The sequence below is a fragment of the Streptomyces iranensis genome, assembly GCF_017874715.1.
Lineage (GTDB): Bacteria > Actinomycetota > Actinomycetes > Streptomycetales > Streptomycetaceae > Streptomyces > Streptomyces iranensis.
This window is the reverse complement of record NZ_JAGGLR010000001.1, coordinates 562,495-579,897: the sequence shown is the minus strand read 5'-3', so window position 1 is coordinate 579,897 and position 17,403 is coordinate 562,495. Positions and strand designations below refer to the sequence as shown.

The following is a 17,403-nucleotide window of genomic DNA, read 5'->3' as shown; positions in this document are numbered from 1 at the left end:
GCGGGTCGGATATTTCGACGGGTCGTTTGTATTGGTGTGGTTCGCGTATGTGGTGGCGCCGACCGGAGAGGTATTTCGCCGAGCGACCGGGAAGTCGGCCCGCGTGGAACCCGGGCCGCGACGACGCCGTCACCTCACGCCGCCGGCCCACTCAGGCCAGTACGTTGGCGTCGCGCGTGGCCGGCGCCGCGGCGACCGCGCCTGGGACCACGGGTTCCGGTCTCTTCCGATGCAGGCTGCGGCACGTGCGGCACACTGTACCGCACAGTGTGCCGCACGTCGTGCGGCACACTGTGCCGATACGCTCCGTGCTGCGGCTGAGGCGGAGCGTTGCGCTACGCCGCCCGCCGTACCGGTGAGGTTCCGCCTGGCCCGGGGTGGTCGATCACGACTCCGGAAGCGCTGTGCGGCTACGGGGTGTCCGGCGGATCGCGGCGGAGCCGCATATCGACGCTTTCCCCTCCCCGCCCTTTCCCGCACCATTTCGATATGCGGCTCCGCCGCATATCGTCAGGTGCCGGGAAGGGGCGGGGAGGGGAAAGGTCCGCCGCAGGCGCGAAGCCCCGCCGGACACCCCTGGCGCTCGAACCGTCCAGAGCGGTCTCGGGCCCCCGCGATCCTTCACGCCGGATTCGCGTCCGGGGCATCCTCGCCGGGAGCGGTCAGTGACTGTTCGGCGAACCAGCGAAGCGTGTTTTCCGCCCGGTCGAGCGCCCCTTCGCCCTTGTCGAACAAGAGGCTCAGGTGCAACCCGTCCACGAGGGCCACGAACCGGACGGCCAGCACCTCTGGCGCGTCCTGCAGCGCGCATCCGTCCGCTGCCAGAAGCGTGAACCAGCGCGTCACGATCACGACCGACTCATCGTGCCCGGAGAGCACCATTTCGAGAACCTCCTCATTGGCATGGGGGCCAAGAGCGAGGGTGACGAGTTCGAACCACATCATGAGCGCGGAATGCCGTTCCGCCGCGCCGGGGAGGAACTGCCGCAGGCTCGCGTACAAGCGATCCGCGGGGGCCAGGGAGACGTCCTGGATCCAATCGTCGCTCAGCGCATGGGAGACCACCCGCCCCGCGACGGCCCGGTAGAGCAACGCCTGTGATGGGAAATACGCCCGCAAAGTCGTCGCGCCAATACCGGCCGCGGCGGCGACAGATCGCACGCTCAGGCCCCGAAGACCGTCCGTTCCGGCGAGGCGCGTCGCCACGTCCAAGATGTGCTGTCGCTTGTCGGCATTCCCAACCACGTCGCGATCTTATAGCGCGGCAAGGCCCCGCGGGGGCCTGGGCCGCCGCACCGGCTCACGACACCACTCGGCCACCCGCCGCCCCGCCCGGAAGTGTGGTTGACACACTCAGGAGCCATATATACGTTAAGTATACGCCACCCCTTGGAGGGTAAATGCCAACGCCCATCACCGAGATCGAAGGCATCGTCGGACGTAAGGTGCGCCGCGACATCAGCCGGCTGGTCGCGTTCGCGCGGGGGGATCTGGAGCGCGCCGCCCAGTCGGTAGCGGACCACCCCTCGCCGCACATCGGCATCGTGTGCGGGTTCTTCGTCCGGCACGCGGAACCACCGTCCCCCGAGACGGACGGCCTGAACGGCATGGGCCAGCTCGCCGCGGGGTTCATCGAGGCCGGTATCCCCGTCACGGTGATCACCGACGCGCCATGCGCCAAGGCGGTATGGGCGGTCACCGGTGTTCTGCCGGGAAGGGTCGCGCTCGAGGTCGTATCGGTGGACGCCGATGCCGTACGGAGCCTGCGCGGACGCCTGGAGTCGGCGGAGCAGCCGCTCACCCACCTCATCGCGATCGAGCGCTGTTCGCTGGGCGCCGACGGGAGGGCGCACCGCGAGCACGGGTGGGACATCTCGGACGACACCGCTCCGCTGGACTACCTGTTCCAGGACGACGGCTGGAGCCCGCCCTGGACCACCATCGGCATCGGCGACGGCGGCAACGAGATCGGCATGGGTGTACTGCCCCGGGAGATCGTCGAGGAGGACATTCCGAACGGCGCCCTGGTCGCCGCACGGACCGGCGCCGACCACTTGATCGTCTCCGGTGTCGCCAACTGGGGTGCCTACGGGCTGCTCGGAGCGGTCGCAAGTCTGCGGCCCGACCTTGCCCCGTACCTGCTCAAGCACTTCCACGCGCAGTCCGAGCACGACGTCCTCACCGCGGCGGTCACCATCGGCCAGGCCATCGACGACAGCCGTGTCGATCGGCTCGGCCAGTTGCAGATGACGATCGACAGGCTGCCGCTCAGCGACCACATTGAGATCATCGAGTCCATCACAGCCGTTTTGTCACGAAACGCCTGACCGGCCGCTGTCGGCCCGCCATCAGCGGGCCGATGCCCGGTGCGACGCGAAGAGCAGAGAAAGCAATGACAGGCACAGCACGTATTGTCCTTATTCACGCCACGCCCGTCGCCATGGCACCCGTCCATGACGCGTTCCGCGGCGAATGGCCCGAGGCGAGGCTGACCAATCTGCTCGATGACGGGCTCACCACCGAGCGGGCACGCCGGCCGGAGCTGGCCGAGGAGCTGATCGAACGTTTCGTGGATCTGGTGCGCTACGCCCACCGCACCGGCGCCGACGGCATTCTGGCGACTTGTTCGGCGTTCGGCCCGGCGATAGAACGCGCGGCCGCTCTACTGCCGGTGCCCGTGGTCAAACCGAACGAGGCGATGTTCCGGGCGGCGCTCGCGCGCGGCACCGACGTCGGGATGCTCGCCACGTTCGCGCCCTCGGTCCCGACCATGGAGGACGAATTCGCCGCCGAGGCGGAACGGCTGGGCTCATCTGCGAAGCTCAGGTCGATCGTCGTCGACTCCGCGATCGACCTGCTGCGCGCGGGGGACGCGGGGTCACACAACCGGCTGGTCGCGGAGCAGGCACCGCGGCTCTCCGGCTGCGACGCCGTCGTCCTCGCCCATTTCTCCACGTCACAGGCGGCGGAGCGGGTCCGCGCACGGGTGGACGTGCCCGTCTTCACCGCGCCACAGACGGCCGTCCTCGCCCTGAAGGAGGCTGTTCATGGCGCCTCGTGACCGCTGCCGTCCCCCGGTGGGCCCGTCGGCCGATGTGATCGGAAAGAGGTGCGGGCATGTTGCTCGGATGCATCGCCGATGACTTCACGGGGGGTACCGATCTCGCCTCCGTACTGGTGGCGCAGGGCATTCGAACCGTGCAGGTCATCGGCGTCCCCGATACCTCGGAGGACGTTGTGCGGTCGGGGGCGGAGGCGGTCGTCGTCGCGCTGAAGACCCGCACCGCGCCGGTCTCCGACGCGGTCGAGCGGTCCCTTACCGCACTGCGGTGGCTACAGGAGATCGGCTGCGATCGCTTCTACTTCAAGTACTGCTCGACTTTCGACTCCACCCCGGCGGGCAACATCGGCCCGGTCGCGGACGCCCTGATGGACGCCCTCGGCATGGATTTCACCGTCGTATGCCCGGCGCTGCCGGCCAACGGCCGTACCGTCCGCGACGGTCGGCTCTTCGTGGGTGACGTACCGTTGGACGAGACGTCCATGCGCCAGCACCCCCTGACGCCGATGGATGACGCGAACGTGGTGCGGCTGATGCGGCGGCAGACTCCCTCGCGAGTCGGTCTGGTCGACCGCGGAACCGTGGTGCGGGGGCCGGAGCGGATCCACGCCGAGTTCAACGCGTTGCGCTCGGCGGGAGTCCGGTTCGCCGTCGTCGATGCGACCCACGACCAGGACCTCCTCGCCATCGGCCGTGCGTGCGCCGATCTGCCGCTGGTCACGGCGAGTTCGGGGCTCGCGATCGGACTCGCCGAAACTCTCCGTGGCCGGCCGGATGACCTCGCCAACCGTGCCCCGGAGGCCCACCTGCCATCCGGCGGGGCGCGGGCCGTCATCGCCGGTAGTTGCTCAGCGGCGACGAACGCCCAGGTCGAGGCGGTGCGAACGGTGTACCCGACCTTCCCCGTCGACCCCTTCGCGATCGCCCGGGGTGAGAACGTCGTCACAGCGGCACTGCGCTGGGCGCGCCCACTTCTGGCACATGGTCCGGTCCTGCTGCACGCTACGCAACCGGCGCCGAACGTCACAGCGGCGAAGTCACGGCTTCCCGACGACATCGCCTCGCGGATCGAGTCCACCCTCGCCTCGATCGCCCGCGGCCTCGTCGGCATGGGGGTCGGCCGGTTGATCGTCGCCGGTGGGGAGACATCCGGCGCCGTCGTAGGGGCACTGGGTGTTACGGGGTTGCTCATCGGGCCGGAGATCAGTCCAGGAGTCCCGTGGACCTGGGCGCTCGGCACCCCCCGGCCACTCGCGCTCGCGCTCAAGTCGGGGAATTTCGGCTCGCGCGACTTCTTCCTCGACGCCTGGGAGCGACTGCCATGAACCTGGCCACGAAAAGCCACGAAGCCCGGCCGCGGGAACGGCTCGCCACGCTGGGCGCCTCCCTGTTCGCCCGCGGGCTGGCCACCGGGACCAGCGGTAACCTCAGCGTGCGCGTGTCCGACGGATGGCTGATGACGCCGACCAACGCGAGTCTGGGCACCCTTGACCCGGATCGGCTGTCAAAGCTGGACGAGAACGGGCGCCACGTCGGTGGGGACCGCCCGACCAAGGAAAGCCTCCTGCATCTGGCGCTGTACGGGCAGCGACCGGACGCCGGTGGCATCGTTCATCTGCACTCGACCTACGCGGCGGCGGTGTCCTGCGTGGACGGGCTCGATCCTGCCGAGTGCGTTCCGCCGCTCACCGCCTATTTCGTCATGCGGATCGGCCGGTTGCCCCTCGTCCCGTACCACCGGCCCGGCGACCCGGCGCTGGCCACCGCGATCCACGACCTCGCCGCCCGTCACCACGCGCTTCTGCTCGCCAATCACGGGCCGATCGTCAGCGGTACGACTCCGGACTCCGCGGCGGCGGCGATCGAAGAGCTGGAGGAGACCGCGAAACTCTTCCTGCTTCTGCGCGGGATACCCACCCGCCCACTCAGCGATCAGGAGACCGCACAACTCTCCCATGGCCGCTGACCTCACCCCCTGGTGACAAGGCGACTTCCCGGCCCCGCGTCGCATGGCCGGCTGCCGAACCCGACAACCGCTTCCGAGAGGACGGCAATGAGTGACATCGAGCTCCAGCACCGCATGGTGTGGGCGGACGACCTCCGGTTCCACATCGTGGAAGCCGGCGAAGGACCCACGATCGTCCTGGTCGCGGGTTTCCCGCAGAGCTGCTACGCGTGGCGGCGTCTGATGCCGCTGCTCGCGGACCGTTTCCATGTGATCGCCGTCGACCTCCCCGGGCAAGGCGACTCCGACAAGCCCGTGGACGGCTACGACACCCTGACGACCGGCAAGCGGCTGCGCTCGCTGCTGAAGGTCCTCGGTGAGGACCGGTATGTGCTGGTCGGGCACGACATCGGCGCCTGGGTGGGATACGCCTACGCCCATCAGTTCGCCGCCGACCTGCGAGGAGTGGTGCTCCTCGACGGCAACATCCCGGGGGTCACCCTGCGGCCGACGATCACGCTCGGCCCGGACAACTGGCGGAACTGGCACTTCCTGTTCAACCCGATCCCCGACCTGCCCGAGGCACTGCTCCAGGGACGCGAGCGCATCCTCATCGAATGGTTCTTCAGCAGGAAGACCGCCAACTGGAGGTCCACTTTCAGCGAGGCCGACATCGACGAGTACGAGCGCGTGTACCAGGCCCCGGGAGGACTGCGGGGCATGCTCGGCTACTACCGCGCGGTCCTGGAGGACATCGAGCAGAACACCCCCCTGATGCGGCGGAAGATCGGCGTCCCGGTGCTCGCCCTCGGCGGCGAGGTCGGCTCCGCCCCCGACCTCTACGAGAGCATGCGGCCGCTGGGCAGCGATGTGCGCGGCGGAGTCATCGCCGGCAGCGGTCACTACATTCCGGAGGAGGAACCCGAGGCGCTCGCACGGGAGATCTCCGGCTTCGTCAATGATCTCAAGGCATAGGGAGCGGAAGACGGTGACACCGAACGAGAAGGCTTCCGCCCCGAGCGGCTACGTGACCCCCGTGGTGGTGCACCAGGGCGTCGCGTACGTCAGCGGCCAGCTTCCCCGGAAGGACGGCCGGATCGCGTACCACGGGAAGGTCGGCGCGGACGTCGACCTGGAGTCCGCCAAGGCCGCCGCGCGGCTGTGCGCACAGGCGTGCCTCAACACTCTGGACAGCGAACTCGGCGGAGAGGGGGGCCGGGTCCTGCGGATCCTCAAGATCACTGGATTCGTTGCCTCGGCCCCGGATTTCACCGCTCAGGGCAAGGTGATCGACGCCGCCTCCGAGGTCTTGATCGAGACCCTCGGCGACTCCGGTCGGCACGCACGAAGCGCCGTCGGCGTGGCGCAACTCCCCCACGGTGCTTGCGTCGAGATCGAGGTCGTCGCCGCGCTCGGCGCCCCGTCATGACGACGGACCATGGGCTGCGCTTCTGCGCGAATCTGGGCCGGCTCTTCGGTGAGGTGCCGTTCGAGGAGCGCTTCGACGCCGCGGCCGAGGCCGGATTCTCCGCCGTCGAGTACGCCTCGCCCTACGGCCGTTCACCGGTGGAGCTACGCCGGCGGCTGAAGGACGCGGGGCTGCGCCAGGTGCTGTTCAACAGCCCGGTGGGTGCTCCGGGAACGCCCACGGCCGCGGGAACGGCGTGCCTGCCGGACCGGGTCGGGGAATTTCGCGACGGCATCACCCGGGCGCTCGACTACGCCGTCGAGCTGGAGTGTCCGCTTGTCCACCTGCGGGCCGGCGTACGGCCCGCGGACGTCCCGCGCGACACGGCCTTCTCCCGGTACGTCGCGAACGTGGCATGGGCAGGGCAGCTCGCCGCCGGCGCGGGCGTCCGGCTGGTCATCGAGGCGGTCAACGCCCGGGACATCCCGGGCTACTTCCTCCAGACCCAGGAACAGGCCGCGGGTGTCGTGGCGGCTGTCGGCGGTGACCAGGTCGGGTTGCTCTTCGACATCTACCACTGCCAGATGAGCCAGGGCGACGTCAGTACCCGTCTGGAGGAATTCCTGCCGTCCATCGCCCATATCCAGGTGGCGGACGTGCCCGGCCGGGCGGAGCCGGGCAGCGGGGAGATCGCCTGGGATTTCGTGTTCGACCGGCTGCGGGCACTTGGATACCCGGGCTGGATCGGCTGTGAGTACCGTCCCGCGAACGCCACCGCCGACGGGCTCGGATGGCTGACGAGGTACGCCCCGGAATGGAATGGGTGAAGTAGCCATGTGCGCGTCCAGCCATGGGCATGTCACGCTCTTCAGTACCCTGGCGGTGCGGAGCGCCCTGGAACACCGACTGCTCGAAGAGTTCACCGAGACGACGGGGACAGCCGTCAGGACCGTCTTCGACCCGACGTCCGTACTGAGGAAACGGATGGCCTCGGGGGATCACCCCGACGTCCTGATCGCCATCACCGGTGACATCGGCCAACTTGCCGCGCAGGGCGTCGTCGACGGCGCGGCGCGACTACCGCTCGCCAGCACCGGAGTCGGCCTCGCGGTCCGTGCGGGAGCACCGCACCCGCGGATCGCGACCGTCGCCGAGCTCGTTCGTACGCTGCGCGACGCGCGGTCGGTCGCCTATTCGAGAACCGGGGCCAGCGGCATCTACTTCGCCCGGTTGCTGGCCGAACTCGGGGTGGCCGAGGAGGTGAACGCACGCGCCACGGTCGTGGAGAAGGGCTTCACCGCGGCCGCCGTGCTGGACGGCAGAGCAGACCTCGCCATCCAGCAGGTGAGCGAGCTGATGGCGATCCGCGGCGTGGACGTGGTCGGCCCCTTCCCGGCCGGTGCCGACCACGACACCGAGTTCAGCGCCGTACCGTCCACGGCCGCGGCGGGCCTGCCCGCCGCGCTGGAGCTGGTGCGCTTCCTCGCGTCCGAGCAGGCGCGTTCCGCCTACGGGGCATTCGGCCTCAGGGCCGCGACCGGCAACGGGACCCGGGCGAGCTGAGCCATGAGCCGGGTGTGCTCAGTCCCCCGGCAGGACGAGCGGGCGCAGCTTGACGGGGAACGGAGCGACCGTGTTGCTCTGCAACAGCCGTACCAGCCGGTCCTGCGTGGCGCCCGCGTGCTCCGGCAGCACCTCGGTGAGCGCCTCGCGGTCCTTGTCCCGCACCGCTTCGATGATGCGGTCATGCTGCCGGACATTGAGCTCGAACTGCTCGTCCTGCTGCTCGGGCAGTGCCGACTCGAGTGTGTAGAGATAGACGAGCAGCCGGCGCACATGGCGGTGGGTCGATTGGGCGAAGTCATGGAAGAAGCTATTGCCGATCGACTGGTTCATGCGCATGTGGAACTGCTCGTTCAACGCCGTGATGTTGAGGTACCTGCGGTTGTCGACCTCCACGCGGTACACCGACTGAATGCGTTCCAGATCGTCGGCGAGCGTCTCGTCGTCGAGCCTGCACAACTGAGCGAGGTTGTTCTCCACCAGTTGGTGGGCCACCACGATCTCGCCGATCTCCGCCAGATCGAGCTTGCGGACGAATGTGCCACCCCGGTTGGGAAGGATCTTCACAAACCCCTCCGCGGCCAGCTGGTTGATGGCCTCCCGCGCCGGGGTCCGGCCCAGCTGGAACTCCTTGAGCAGCAGCGGCTCGTCGATCCGGCTGCCCGGCGGAATCGTCAGGTCGATGATGCGGGAGCGAATCTTCTCCACGGCGGCACCGGTCTGGGAGACCTTCTTCGCATTCGAAGAGGCCGGGGGCCCGCCCATTTCGGCGCTCGTCCCCGCTGCCGAGACAGTGGGCTCAGTCGGTCCGGTCTTCGACATGGGAACCGCCGCTTTCCGGCTTTCCGGCATTCATCACTCTCCTGCGAACGGGAACGACGGGTGAAGCGTCATCCGGACGTTCCGCTGTGGTCCACGGCGCCGGCCCGGAAGGGAACGCCGTCGCGTAGCCCTCGGCCGCCCGAACGCCACCGATGGTAACCGGCGTCCGCCTCCGCGTACGGGGGCGGACGCCGCACCCCATGGGCCCGCCAGCTCGCCAACAGCCCCGCTTCCTGTCATTGCACCCGTGTGAGAACCCTGGACGCGCCACCAATACGCCAAGTATACGTTAGGTATCCATCGGAAGGGCGGAAAACACTGATGCCGAATACACCTGACAGCGACCTGTCTCGATCGCGACCGGCCGTGACCACTGCCGGTGCGGCGGCCGCATCGGCCGCCCACCACACGCCGACCGGACCGGAGGGCGATTCCGGGCTGACCCGAGGACTCAGTCCGCGGCACATACAGATGATGTCCATCGGCATGGCTATCGGCGTGGGGCTGTTCCTCGGCTCCGGGCAGGGCATCCATATCGCGGGTCCGGCGCTGCTCATCGCCTACGCCCTCGCGGGGGCGGTCGTGTACTGCCTCATGCGCGGCCTGGGAGAGATGGCCGTCCATTCGCCGCACGCCGGGTCGTTCAGCGAGTACGCCCGTATCCATGTGAGCCCCTTCGCCGGGTTCGTCACCGGCTGGACGTACTGGCTGCAGTGCATCGTGGGCCCGATGGCAGAGCTCACGGCGAGCGGTGTCTACATGCACTACTGGTATCCGGACCTTCCGCAGTGGGTGCCCGCGCTCGGCGGCCTGGTCCTGCTGTTCGGCGTGCACTGGGTCTCGGTCCGGATGTTCGGGGAGTCCGAGTTCTGGTTCGCGCTGATCAAGATCATCGCCATCGTCGGACTGATCCTCTTCGGGGCCGTCATCGTCGTCACCGGTGTGACCGCGCTCGGCCACGGTGCGAGCCTGAGCAACCTCTGGACATCCGGCGGCTTCTTCCCGAGCGGCGGGCACGGCTTCTTCCTCACGCTCCAGATCGCCGTCTTCGCGTTCATCGGGGTGGAGATGCTCGGGGTCACGGCGAGCGAGGCGGCACACCCGGAACAGACGATCCCCAAGGCGGTGGGCAACGTCATCTGGCGCATCGCCGTCTTCTACATCGGCGCCCTGTTCATCCTCATGGTCGTCCAGCCGTGGACGCGGTACACCGCCGATGTGAGCCCGTTCGTTTCGGTGTTCTCCAAAGCGGGACTGGCCGGCGCCGCGGGAATCATGAACTTCGTCGTCCTGACCTCGGCGCTTTCCTCATGTAACGCGAATATGTTCTCGGCCAGTCGGCTGCTCTACGGCCTGGCATCCGCGGGTTCGGCGCCGCGGGCGCTCCACCACACGACGCGGCGCCGGGTGCCGGGGCGGGCGCTGACGGTCACCACGCTCGCCGTCGGCGGCGGGGTGCTCTTCAATTACCTCGCGCCCGCTCATGCCTTCATCACGCTGACCAGTGTCGTCAGCGCCTCCGGGCTGTGGACGTGGAGCATGATCGCCATTTCCCATATGCGGTTCCGCCGTCGGCTGGCTCTGGAGGGCGCGCCCCTGCCGTCGTTCCGGCTGCCCGGCGCTCCCTGGACGAACGTCTTCGTGGTCGCGATGGTGGCCATCGTCCTGGTCAGCCTGGCATTCGAGGGTGACACACGAGTGGGTCTGTACACCGGTGCGGTCTGGTTCGCCCTCCTCACCGTCATCTACGTCATCCGCCGGCGGGTCGCGCGGGGGCGGTGAGGGCGGCGGCCCTCGCAGGCTCTCCTCTTACCCAAGGTGTCTCTTAGTGACACACTGTCGCTCAGGGACGCCTTAGGGGAGGGTGACGAGGCGCCATGACGATGACGGAAATGCCCAGCGGTGGGGGGATGAACGAGCGGCGGCGTGCGCGGCTCCGGCTGGAGATCTCGCGGGAGGCGGCGCGGCTGTTCTGGGAACAGGGGGTGGCCGCGACGAGCGGCGATCAGATCGCGAAGGCGGTGGGTCTGTCCACGCGCACCATCTGGCGGCACTTCCGCAATAAGGAGAGCTGTGCCGAGCCGGTCGTCATGCAGGGCGTTGCCGGCCTGCTGGGAATGGTGCGCAGCTGGCCCCGGGAGCGTTCCCTCGAAGACCACCTGGCCGCGGAGCTGGCCGGACTCGGCGATAAGACGCCGCCTGTAGATCTCGCCGACCAGACGCTCGCGATGAAGATGATTCGGCTCGCCGACACCGAGCCGGCGCTCCGCTCGGCGTGGTTGATGGCGTACGACCAGGTGGAAAGGGAGCTGTGCGTGATCAGTGGCGACCGTCTTGGGCACCTGGGCAGTGATCTGGAAGGGCGGATGCACGCCGCGGCCGCCACCGCGGTTATACGGGTGCTGGACGAGCATCTCGGCGCCGCCGTTCTCACCGGTGCCGACCTCTCGGAGCTCGCCGACGCGGAAGCCGTCTCCCGGTGTTTCGCTCACGCGATCCGCGTGGCCACCGGCGGAGCCCTCGGTGACCCCATCGACTGAGAACAGCGAGTACCGCCAAGGCCGCCGGCCGAACTGAGAGTGCGTGCAGGAGAACTGTTGGTATGTCTGCAATTCCGTGCGAGGTTCCGCACCTCGCTGTCGAAGACCTTTTCGGCGCGCCTCTCCGTACCGGGGCCTCGATCTCGCCCGACGGCACCAGGATCGCCTATCTGGCGCCGTGGCGGGAGCGGTTGAACGTCTGGGTGGAGAGCATCGACGCGGACGGGGAGGCGCGCTGTGTCACCGTCGATGACAACCGCAGCGTGCACGTCTACCACTGGACCGGTGATCCGCGGTGGCTGCTGTACGAGCAGGACGGTGACGGGGACGAGAACTGGCACGTGTTCCGGGTCGATTTGGACGACCCGGAAGCTCCCGCGGTCGATCTCACCCCCTTTCCCGGGGCCAGGGTCATGGGTTTCGAACCGCTCGTCTCCCGGCCGGGCAAGGCGATCCTGGGTCTGAATCGCAGGATGCCGACGGAGTTCGACCTCTATGAGCTCGACATCGCCACCGGTGAGCTGACGACGCTGGTGGAGAATCCCGGCCCTGTCCTCGGCTGGCTGTGCACACCGGGCGGCGACCTGTACGCCGCGACCTTGACGGCCAACGGCGACATGCAACTGGCGCAGTGGGACAGCGGGGCGGGGAAGACGCGCCCGGTCGCCACGGTCGACGGCACCGACTACCCGCTGGGCATCCACCCGTTCCAGCTCACCCCGGACGGTACCGGGGTATGGATCGGCTCCAACCGGGGCAGCGACCGGACCCGGCTGGTACGGCTCGATCTGGCCACCGGTGCGGAGACCGAGGTGGACAGCCACCCGGTCTTCGACCTCGACACGCGGTACGCCGTCTTCCCCACACTGCCGTCGCCGCTCATCCGCAACCGGTCCACCGGAGAGCTGATCGGGGCGCGTTACCTCGGCGAGCGGCAGGTGATCCACCCACTCGACCCGCACTTCGCCGACGTACTGGAGAACCTGGAGAGGCTATCCGACGGCGGCCTGGCCGCCCTGTCGTCCGGCGCGAGCGGGCAGCGCTGGGTGATCAGCTTCACCCACGACCGTGACTCCGGTGTCACCCATTACTACGACCACTTCACGGGCGAGAGCCGACTGCTGTTCCGGCCGTTCCCGTACCTGGACCGACATGACCGGTCAGCCTCTCCCAGTTGCCGGACCCGATGGCCGTCTTCTCCTCCTGGGTGAACGGCGCCTGCTCCAGGAACGACCGGGCGACCCCGCCGCTGGTGTCCAGGAAGGGGAAGCCGCCGGGCCGGGTCCCGAACGTGTACGGGTAGTCGGTCGAGTACAGCATGCGGTCCGTGCCGACGACCTCCGCCGTCCACCGCAGATAGCGCTCGCTGACCGTGCCGCTTCCCGCGACCCAGAAGTTCTGGCGGAAGTAGTCGGCCAGGGGACGCTCCAGCTTCGCCGCGTGTCGCAGGATCCCGATGTGGTCCAGGTAGAACAGGACGACCTCGCCCCAGTGCCCCGCGATCACCTGAAGGTCGGGGTGGCGGTCGAACACACCGGAGAAGATCATCCGCAGGTACTGCACCCCCAGGTCGTAGTACCAGCCCAGCCCGGCGGTCGCGAGCATGGGGCCCACCCCGTGGGGCAGTCCCGAGTAGTACGCCTCCTGGACGGCCCGCACCGGGGTCTGCGGGTGGAAGTGCAGCGGCACCCGGAGCCGCTCGGCGGTGGCGTAGAGGTCGTCGAACTCCGGCGCGTCAGCCGGCTTGTCGCCGGTGCGTCCGTACAGCATCGCGCCGCGGAAGCCCAGCTGTGTGACCGCGCGTTCGAGTTCCGCCGCGGCGGATTCGGGCGACGGTGTCGGGATGGCCGCCAGCGCCTGGAAGCGCCGCGGGTGGGCCCGGACGACCTCGGCGAGCGCGTCGTTCGCCTCACGCGCGACGCTCACGGCGTCCGCCGCCGTGAGGTTCTGCACCCCCGGGGTGGCCAGGGACAGCACCGCGACATCCACGCCCTGGTCGTCCATGTCGGCCAGGCGCCGGTCGCCGACGTCTCGCAACCGCAGCGCGAACGGCTCGTCGCCGTAGCCGAGTTGCGGGATCTGCGGAACCCCGGCCTTCGCCCATGCGTCGAGCAGGACCGGCAGAACCACGTGTTCCTCCAGGCCTACGATGCGCAGCTTCTCGGGCATAGCACGCTCCTCATGTCTCGCTGTTTCCGACGATACGCCGATGACGATAACACCGATAGTATCGATGGAACCGCCTTGGCGGTATCATTGATTCATGCCTGATGGACCGAAGGTCGACGCCATTCCCGTCACGGATCCCGCCGCGGAGTCGGAGGTCGCGGCCGACGCCCGTGAGGTCACCCGGCAGCGGGTTGTCGAGGCGGCGGCGGACTTGCTCGCGCGCGAAGGGCGCGACGCGGTGACCACCCGCGCGGTCGCGGCGGCGGCCGGGGCGCAGCCGCCCGCGATCTATCGCTTGTTCGGTGACAAGGACGGGCTCCTCGAGGCGGTGGCCGAGCATGGCTATGCCACGTTCCTCGCGGCCAAGCACACCGACGCCCACCCTCGGGACCCCGTGGAGGATCTGCGTGCGGGCTGGGACCTCGCCGTTGAGTTCGGGCTCGCCAACCCCGAGCTGTACGCGCTGATGTACGGCGAGCCCAAACGCGGCACGACATCGGCCGCGTTCCAGGCGGGCATGCGGATCCTGCTGGGGCGCATCCGCCGCCTCGCCGCCGGGGGCCTGCTCCGCGTCGACGAAAAGCTCGCGGCGGCTCTCATCCACGCGACCGCGCGCGGCGCCGTGCTCACCTGGCTGTCACTGCCCGCGGATCAGCGCGACCCGGCCCTGCTCACGGCCATGCGCGAGTCCATGGTCACCGCCGTCACCCACGAGAAACCCGCCGTGCGGGACGCGGGCCCGGCCGGCGCCGCCCGGACCTTGCGCGCCCTCCTGCCCGAACAGACAGCACTCAGCGGTGCGGAGCGACACCTGCTCGGCGAATGGCTCGACCGGCTCGCCGCGGACGACTAGGAACCCACGCCCATCCGTTCGGCGCCGGTCACGCGCAGCATGTCGAGTGCCGATGCCTCGCGCGTGCCGGCCGCGGCGGAGTAGACGATCATCGACTGGTCGGTGTCCGGCAGCAGGAGAGTGTCACAGTCCAGGACGAGGCGCCCCACGTCGGGGTGGTCGATCGTCTTGCGCGTCGACCGGTGTACCGTCGAGCGCCCCTCCTCCCACATGCTCCAGAATCGCTCGCTGCCGGAGATCAACTCCTCGATCAGCGCACGTAGATCGGGGTCGTCCGGGTAGCGCGAGAGCGCCGTGCGCAGCAGCCCGACCGACTGCTGTGCCGACGCCTCGTCCTCCTCCGGGTCGATTGCCACGCGTGCGTAGCCGCTGCCGAGGAACCGCTGCCAGATGATGTTGCGGCGTTCCTCGGGCCATTGACTCAGGTCACCGAGGAGCGCACCTGCCATCGGGGTGTGCGCCAGCACGTCGCCCTTGGCCGACAGCACCAGCGCGGGCAGGTCGGCCAGTCGTTGGAGCAGCCGCAGCACACTCGGCCGGAGCGACATCTCAACCCCGCCGGCGAGTGGCGGTGCGCTGCCGGCGAGGCGGAAGACCTGGTCGCGTTCGTCGCGCTCGAGCCGGAGCGCCTGGGTCAGCGCCGTGAGCACCTGGGTGGACGGCCGCGGTCCGCGACCCTGCTCCAGGCGGACCACGTACTCCACGCTCAGCCCGGCGAGTTGGGCCACCTCCTCGCGGCGCAGCCCGGCGACCCGCCGCCTGGGGCCGGCCGCGAGGCCGACCTCCTCGGGTGCGACGCGTGCCCGAGCGGCCTTGAGGACATGGGCGAGTTCGAGACGGTCCATGCGCCCAGTCTCCCCCCGCCGGCGCTCGGCATCCTGGTACGGCCGCTCCTACTCTCAGGCGTGCCTGTATGGCATCCCGCCACCGGTGCATCGTTCGGGGCATGAGTGAAACTCGATCCACCCCGGACACCACGACCACCGTCCTGATCACCGGCGCCAACAAGGGCCTGGGCTACGAGACGGCCCGCCGTCTCGGCGAGCTCGGCTGGCGCGTCTTCCTCGGCGCGCGTGACGATCTCCGCGGCCGCGAGGCCGCCGAGCGGCTGTCGGCCGGCGGCGCCGATGTGACGTTCGTGCCGCTGGACGTCACGTCCGACGACTCGGTCACCGCCGCCGTCCGGACCGTCCGCGAGCGCACCGACCGGCTCGACGTCCTGGTCAACAACGCCGGGATCACCGGTGAGCTCATCGGCCCCGAGGAGACGCTGCCGCAGCACCTCATCCCCGTCTTCCGCGTCAACGTGTTCGGCCCGGTCCGCGTCACTCACGCGTTCCTGCCGCTGCTGCGTGCGGCGCACGACCCGCGTGTCGTGATGGTCTCCAGCGGCGCCGGGTCGCTCACGATCACGTCGGACCCCCAGCGGAAGGAGTCGACCTTCCCCCACCTGATGTATCCGTCCTCCAAAGCCGCCCTCAACATGATCACCACCCAGTACGCCAAGGCCATCCCCGGGGTCCGCTTCAACCTGGCCGACCCCGGCTTCACCGCCACCGACCTCAACGGTCACCGGGGCACCCAGACGGTCACCGAGGGCACCGACGCCATTGTCGAGTTCGCCACCACCTCGCCCGGGGAGACCGGGCGGTACCGCGACCGCGACGGTGCCCTCCCCTGGTGAGGGCGGGGCCGGGCGCACCCCCACATGGCGAGAGACCCTGAGGAGAGCAGTGTGAGTGGTAAGGCAGTTCCAACGTTTTCGGTGGCCGAGCGTGATCGTCGATGGGGCTTGGCGCGCGCGTTCATGGAGCGCGAAGGTCTCGACGCGCTCCTCGTCTTCGGCGAACACGAAGACGCCGGCCCGGCGCCGTTCGCCTTTGACACGTGGTTCACCAACGGCAGGGCCGGGACGACGGTCGTCTTTCCCCGCGACGGCGACCCCGTATCGCTGTTCCCCATGGAGATGTTCACGAAGGACCACCTCGAATCCACGCGCAGAGGCGACGTCATATGGATCCCGCCGGAGAACATTCGAGCGTCCCGCGACTCCCGCGCGATCGGTGACACGCTCCGCCAACTGGGGCTGGAGAACGGAACGATCGGCGTCGTCGGCTTGGAGCCCTACCCCCCGTGGCACCCCGAGGGCATCGTGCCCTACCGCCTCTGGAACAACGTGTCGGAGCGGTTTCCCGAGGTCCGGTTCAAGCCCGTCGCCATGGCTCTTTCCCGGCTCATCATGCCGCTGAGCCACGAGGAGATCGCCGTCGTACGCCACTCGGCGCGCATCGGCGACGCCATGGTGCGAGCCATGGTCGACACCGCCGCTGCCGGTGTTCCCGAGAGCGAGGTGTACGCGGCGGGAATGGCCGCGGGATACGCGCGCGGGACCATTCCGGCGGCCATGCATTTCTGGTCCGGCCCCGACCCCCTCGCCTCAGGTCTGCCGCAGTGGGGCTACCGCCCGCAAGCCCCCCGCATCCTGCGGGACGGCGACATCATCTCGGCGGAGGTGTTCTGCAACGTCGGCGGACGCCACACACAGCACCAGGCCACCATCACCATCGGTGAGCCGCACGAGGACCTTCGGCGCGCCGCCGACGTCGCTCGCACGGCCTACGACGCCGGACTGCGAGCGCTGCGCCCCGGCCGGACGTTCGGCGACGTCGTCGACGCCGTGCGCAAGCCGTTGGACGCGGCCGACGGTTGGGAATTCGGCCCCGCGGTGCACGCGCTCAACCCGGCGATCGCGCTGAGCGGCTTCCCCGCGGACGCCAGCCGGCGAATGGCCGGCGCCTCGGCCTACCCCGCCGAGGCCGACCACCCCACCATCTCCGGCGACCTGACCCTCGAACCCGGGATGACCTTTGCCTTCGAGCCCAACTACGCCTACGGGCGGCGCCTGGCCTACATCGGCGGCACGGTGATCGTCGGCGAGGACGAGCCGATCGAACTCAACCCGTACACGGCGCGGATCCTGCGGGCGGCAGGAGGTGACGCGACGATTTGCGCTGGAGTCGACTCCAGCTTCTAGCGTGGGGG

18 protein-coding genes are annotated in these 17,403 nt (G+C 69.2%); 14 read left to right on the top strand and 4 right to left on the bottom strand.

The window, feature by feature from the left end; genetic code table 11:
* Window positions 1-621 precede the first annotated feature (621 nt).
* Window positions 622-1,245: a TetR family transcriptional regulator gene (locus tag J2Z30_RS02565; protein WP_052701631.1), complete on the bottom strand. Its 624-nt coding sequence runs from the start codon at window positions 1,243-1,245 to the stop codon at window positions 622-624.
* A gap of 155 nt (window positions 1,246-1,400) precedes the next feature.
* On the opposite strand from J2Z30_RS02565, the gene J2Z30_RS02560 reads away from it, so the two are divergent.
* The 8 genes from J2Z30_RS02560 (at window position 1,401) to J2Z30_RS02525 (ending at window position 7,977) form a co-directional block, all read left to right on the top strand.
* On the top strand, window positions 1,401-2,327 hold the full coding sequence (locus J2Z30_RS02560) for a glutamate cyclase domain-containing protein (RefSeq protein WP_044576420.1): 927 nt from the start codon (window positions 1,401-1,403) through the stop codon (window positions 2,325-2,327).
* A 113-nt stretch (window positions 2,328-2,440) separates the two neighbouring features.
* Complete coding sequence (locus J2Z30_RS02555; RefSeq protein ID WP_209468506.1) at window positions 2,441-3,061, top strand: aspartate/glutamate racemase family protein; 621 nt, start codon at window positions 2,441-2,443, stop codon at window positions 3,059-3,061.
* Between the two features lie 56 nt (window positions 3,062-3,117).
* The gene (gene otnK / locus J2Z30_RS02550) at window positions 3,118-4,386 is read left to right on the top strand and encodes a 3-oxo-tetronate kinase (protein ID WP_044576423.1); all 1,269 of its coding nucleotides are present in this window, start codon (window positions 3,118-3,120) and stop codon (window positions 4,384-4,386) included.
* Window positions 4,383-5,027: a 3-oxo-tetronate 4-phosphate decarboxylase gene (otnC, locus tag J2Z30_RS02545; protein ID WP_044576425.1), complete on the top strand. Its 645-nt coding sequence runs from the start codon at window positions 4,383-4,385 to the stop codon at window positions 5,025-5,027. Before otnK ends, otnC begins: the two co-directional genes overlap by 4 nt.
* Before the next feature lie 87 nt (window positions 5,028-5,114).
* Window positions 5,115-5,981, top strand: a complete 867-nt coding sequence (locus tag J2Z30_RS02540; RefSeq protein ID WP_044576427.1) for an alpha/beta fold hydrolase — start codon at window positions 5,115-5,117, stop codon at window positions 5,979-5,981.
* 13 nt (window positions 5,982-5,994) lie between these two features.
* A complete protein-coding gene (locus tag J2Z30_RS02535) occupies window positions 5,995-6,435 on the top strand; it encodes a RidA family protein (RefSeq protein WP_308279649.1) in 441 nt (146 codons plus the stop codon).
* Window positions 6,432-7,241, top strand: a complete 810-nt coding sequence (locus J2Z30_RS02530; RefSeq protein WP_044576429.1) for a hydroxypyruvate isomerase family protein — start codon at window positions 6,432-6,434, stop codon at window positions 7,239-7,241. The genes J2Z30_RS02535 and J2Z30_RS02530 overlap by 4 nt, the downstream gene beginning before the upstream one ends.
* On the top strand, window positions 7,234-7,977 hold the full coding sequence (locus tag J2Z30_RS02525) for a molybdate ABC transporter substrate-binding protein (RefSeq protein ID WP_245387438.1): 744 nt from the start codon (window positions 7,234-7,236) through the stop codon (window positions 7,975-7,977). Before J2Z30_RS02530 ends, J2Z30_RS02525 begins: the two co-directional genes overlap by 8 nt.
* Before the next feature lie 18 nt (window positions 7,978-7,995).
* On the opposite strand, the gene J2Z30_RS02520 is transcribed toward J2Z30_RS02525, so the two are convergent.
* The gene (locus J2Z30_RS02520; RefSeq protein ID WP_209468505.1) at window positions 7,996-8,685 is read right to left on the bottom strand and encodes a GntR family transcriptional regulator; all 690 of its coding nucleotides are present in this window, start codon (window positions 8,683-8,685) and stop codon (window positions 7,996-7,998) included.
* 435 nt (window positions 8,686-9,120) lie between these two features.
* Between J2Z30_RS02520 and J2Z30_RS02515 the strand changes: the two genes are divergently transcribed.
* From J2Z30_RS02515 to J2Z30_RS02505, 3 genes are all read left to right on the top strand, one after another.
* A complete protein-coding gene (locus J2Z30_RS02515; RefSeq protein ID WP_078956936.1) occupies window positions 9,121-10,581 on the top strand; it encodes an amino acid permease in 1,461 nt (486 codons plus the stop codon).
* A 95-nt stretch (window positions 10,582-10,676) separates the two neighbouring features.
* Complete coding sequence (locus tag J2Z30_RS02510; protein WP_044576433.1) at window positions 10,677-11,339, top strand: TetR/AcrR family transcriptional regulator; 663 nt, start codon at window positions 10,677-10,679, stop codon at window positions 11,337-11,339.
* Between the two features lie 62 nt (window positions 11,340-11,401).
* A complete protein-coding gene (locus J2Z30_RS02505; protein ID WP_209468503.1) occupies window positions 11,402-12,550 on the top strand; it encodes a TolB-like translocation protein in 1,149 nt (382 codons plus the stop codon).
* Here J2Z30_RS02505 and J2Z30_RS02500 read toward each other — a convergent pair.
* Window positions 12,441-13,508, bottom strand: coding sequence for an amidohydrolase family protein (locus J2Z30_RS02500; protein ID WP_044576435.1), 1,068 nt, complete (start codon window positions 13,506-13,508; stop codon window positions 12,441-12,443). The genes J2Z30_RS02505 and J2Z30_RS02500 overlap by 110 nt on opposite strands.
* A gap of 94 nt (window positions 13,509-13,602) precedes the next feature.
* On the opposite strand from J2Z30_RS02500, the gene J2Z30_RS02495 reads away from it, so the two are divergent.
* A complete protein-coding gene (locus J2Z30_RS02495; protein ID WP_078956937.1) occupies window positions 13,603-14,361 on the top strand; it encodes a TetR/AcrR family transcriptional regulator in 759 nt (252 codons plus the stop codon).
* Here the strand turns inward: J2Z30_RS02495 and J2Z30_RS02490 are convergent.
* Window positions 14,358-15,206: a helix-turn-helix transcriptional regulator gene (locus tag J2Z30_RS02490; protein ID WP_044576438.1), complete on the bottom strand. Its 849-nt coding sequence runs from the start codon at window positions 15,204-15,206 to the stop codon at window positions 14,358-14,360. The genes J2Z30_RS02495 and J2Z30_RS02490 overlap by 4 nt on opposite strands.
* Window positions 15,207-15,307: 101 nt before the next feature.
* On the opposite strand from J2Z30_RS02490, the gene J2Z30_RS02485 reads away from it, so the two are divergent.
* Complete coding sequence (locus tag J2Z30_RS02485) at window positions 15,308-16,045, top strand: SDR family NAD(P)-dependent oxidoreductase (protein WP_044576441.1); 738 nt, start codon at window positions 15,308-15,310, stop codon at window positions 16,043-16,045.
* Between the two features lie 123 nt (window positions 16,046-16,168).
* On the top strand, window positions 16,169-17,395 hold the full coding sequence (locus tag J2Z30_RS02480; protein ID WP_209468502.1) for a M24 family metallopeptidase: 1,227 nt from the start codon (window positions 16,169-16,171) through the stop codon (window positions 17,393-17,395).
* Window positions 17,396-17,403 lie beyond the last annotated feature (8 nt).